Origin of the sequence: Marinobacterium alkalitolerans (assembly GCF_017776525.1) — a bacterium.
Classification (GTDB): Bacteria; Pseudomonadota; Gammaproteobacteria; order Pseudomonadales; family Balneatricaceae; genus Marinobacterium; species Marinobacterium alkalitolerans.
In genome coordinates this window covers 1-2,743 of record NZ_JACVEW010000044.1, presented here as the reverse complement: position 1 = coordinate 2,743, position 2,743 = coordinate 1, and the positions used below count along the sequence as shown (strand labels likewise).

Here is a 2,743-nt window from a genome sequence, read left to right as displayed (position 1 = left end):
GTTTGCCCGGGTGCTACCAGATGAGCAGCAAGGCACCACAACGCGCTTTTTGGAAAACGCTCTGGCGGCCTACCGCGAAATAGGTGTAGAGGTGAAACGTCTGATGACCGATAACGGTCCAGCCTATCGTTCCCGTCGGTTCAATGCAGTTTTACAACGAGAAGGGATCAAGCATGTGTACACGCGCCCATACACGCCCAGAACGAACGGCAAGGCGGAGCGTTTTATACAAACAATGATCAGGGAGTGGGCATATGCAGTGCCCTACGCAAATGACATATCAAGGACCTGGGCGCTGACAGACTGGATCAACCACTACAATAAACAGCGCCCTCATGGCAGTATCGGAAATCTACCGCCGGTGTCTCGAATACCGAAGCTGCGTGAACAACGTGTTTAGTATTCACAGCTAGGGTCTCATCTTTGTTCTTCTTGTTGGTCCTGATGATATGTCAATTGGTGCATAGGTTATCATCTTGATGTACCGGTGTGGTCCTCATGCGCGCCTGAATATCTCCATGCTTACCTCTCCTCGGTGTGAGGCTGAGTCATCGTGATATTTAGTCCTTACGTATTTTGTTTTCCACTTGGAGAAGGTCAGCTCACAGCCAGTGTTGTGTTTCATCATGAAACAGGTTTGCTAGCGTTAATGCTGTGCTTCATCATGAAACTACTTAACGTAATGGCTTATATAGACCCAATACTGCAGGGTAGGTTAAATTGGCCTGATAGGGGTTATATTGTATTGATCAGTGAAGCTAAGCTTAGTGATAGGAGAAATTTATGTCAGGGCCAACCATTGAGTCAGTACGGGCATCGATCCAAGATCACCTGAAGCAATTAAAATGCTCGGTCTGTGGCGAAGCACTCGCAAAAGAAATCGACGGAAAAATTCTCGTAGAGAAGGGGGAATTACATGCTGAGTGGGGATATGCTTCTAACAATGATGGTGTTGTTCATCATCTAGATCTCTGCGAAAGCTGTTTTCATTTAGCTCTTTCAACGCTAAAGAGCAGAGCTGTCAAAACGTTAGATGACGATACTGCAGTTTCCGAAAGCTTTGGTATTGAAAATCACATCGAATAATACAGTAATCCCTCCATTTTTAGCGGGGTCCAAAAGTAGACCTCAGGCAGCCATGGCCAACACCTGAAAGACGGCGAGCGCAGCAGAAACGTTCTGGAAAACATCTGCGGGATGATGGGCAACCCGATCGCTTCAGAAATGCGTGGAGGGGACTTCACCGCCTATCGTGCCAGCCGATCCGAAGACGTGGCCGCTAATACCCTCAACCATGAATTGGCTTATCTGCGTGCTGTGTTCAATGAACTTATTAGACTGGAGCAATGGGAACGGGAAAATCCGCTGAAGAACGTTCGACCGCTGAAAACTGACGAGCGGGAGTTAACCTGGCTGAGTAAGGAAGAGATTCAGTTGCTGCTGGATCACTTGGCAGCGAGACGAAACCCCGATGCCATCAAAGTGGCAAAAGTCTGTCTGGCGACGGGAGCCAGATGGTCAGAGTCAGAAAGCCTCACCGCGTCTCAGGTCCGAAATAATCAGATCACCTACCACCGTACCAAAGGCGGGAAGAGTCGAACCGTCCCGATCGCAGAGGGGCTTTACCGAGAGATTAAGACGAAGGAGAAGGGGAGGCTGTTTGGTAACTGTTACCAGTCATTTACGAACGCCCTGGAAGAATCGGGGATAGAGTTGCCGAAGGGGCAGAGAACCCACGTCCTTCGGCATACTTTCGCCAGTCATTTCATGATGAATGGCGGTAATTTGCTGACGCTGCAAAAGGTGCTGGGTCATGGGTCTATTCAAATGACTATGCGGTATGCGCATTTATCACCAGATCATTATATTGAGGTAATTAATCTTGGTCCTTTGGCGATGTAGTTAACTCATGTAGCCTATTATCGTGAAAGTCAAAGACCTTTTTAGGTAGATAGGTTAGCTCATTAATTTTGTGAACTATTTTAGGATGCATTAATAAAGGGGAATTAACAGAGGTGGAAAAGTAAGGGTGGTATACGGCTTCAACTTTCTCTGTATTAAAATATTCATTCTCAGCTACTAAAGCGTCTTTTGGTATATAGTGTGAGCCGCTAAGAATCTTTTCTAGCAATCCACCATGAATCTTATAGTTAATATAAGGCTCACTATTCGACCTCTGGATCCTTTCTAGATTCAAAGATAGTAAATCTCTGGTTGTACCTTCCTTGTCTGGCAGAATTTTCTTCATCTGGAAGCAATATCTGCGGATTTTCCAGACGGTATGGTCAAGCTGTAATAGCTTCGGGCCATGTAAAGAGTACGATTTCTCTAAATATCGGTATGAGCCATAATCATCTAAATAATGAATGAAATTAATGGCTTCATCACCTAAATCCAACTCAAAATCTAATTTATTTGCAAGCTCAAGTGCTGAGATTAAAGAGTGGCCGATTAGATTCTTTTTTTGTCTTCCTTTATTAACGACGGTTGGGATTCTATTATATAAAAAATAGCTTTAAAATATTTCTCTATTGCTTGGAGGGATTGCCATAAAAACTGAGTATCAAGTGAATTCATATATGAGAGCCTGGCCGCTATGTAATGCTTATCAGCAGTGTCTCTAAAACTTCGGTCTGCGAAGTTATCAATTAGAGCCTCAGTATCAATATGGCCCTTCACCCGTTACTGTGGGTTGGCTCCATCACCAGTCCTCCAAAGTGAAACAGGATCGCACGCTTGAAGC

Annotated in this window: 3 protein-coding genes and 1 pseudogene; all 4 read left to right on the top strand. The window is 45.1% G+C overall.

Translation table 11 applies throughout. From position 1 onward, the window contains the following. Positions 1–400, top strand: a 400-nt coding sequence (locus H9C73_RS15935; RefSeq protein ID WP_209288889.1) for an integrase core domain-containing protein, incomplete at its 5' end; no start/stop codon positions are given. 383 nt (positions 401–783) lie between these two features. Beyond that, the gene (locus H9C73_RS15930; protein WP_209288888.1) at positions 784–1,086 is read left to right on the top strand and encodes a hypothetical protein; all 303 of its coding nucleotides are present in this window, start codon (positions 784–786) and stop codon (positions 1,084–1,086) included. A 60-nt stretch (positions 1,087–1,146) separates the two neighbouring features. Then, positions 1,147–1,377: pseudogene (locus H9C73_RS16480) on the top strand (phage integrase); the annotation flags it as partial. After that, positions 1,366–1,902 (top strand): tyrosine-type recombinase/integrase, encoded by a 537-nt coding sequence (locus tag H9C73_RS15925; protein WP_456238101.1) that lies wholly within the window; start codon positions 1,366–1,368, stop codon positions 1,900–1,902. The pseudogene H9C73_RS16480 and the gene H9C73_RS15925, both read left to right, overlap by 12 nt. The last annotated feature ends 841 nt before the right edge of the window (positions 1,903–2,743 follow it).

Excerpts from the sequence above, each read along its gene's own strand:
- H9C73_RS15930 (WP_209288888.1), top strand. The coding sequence starts at position 784 with ATGTCAGGGCCAACCATTGAGTCAGTACGGGCATCGATCCAAGATCAC.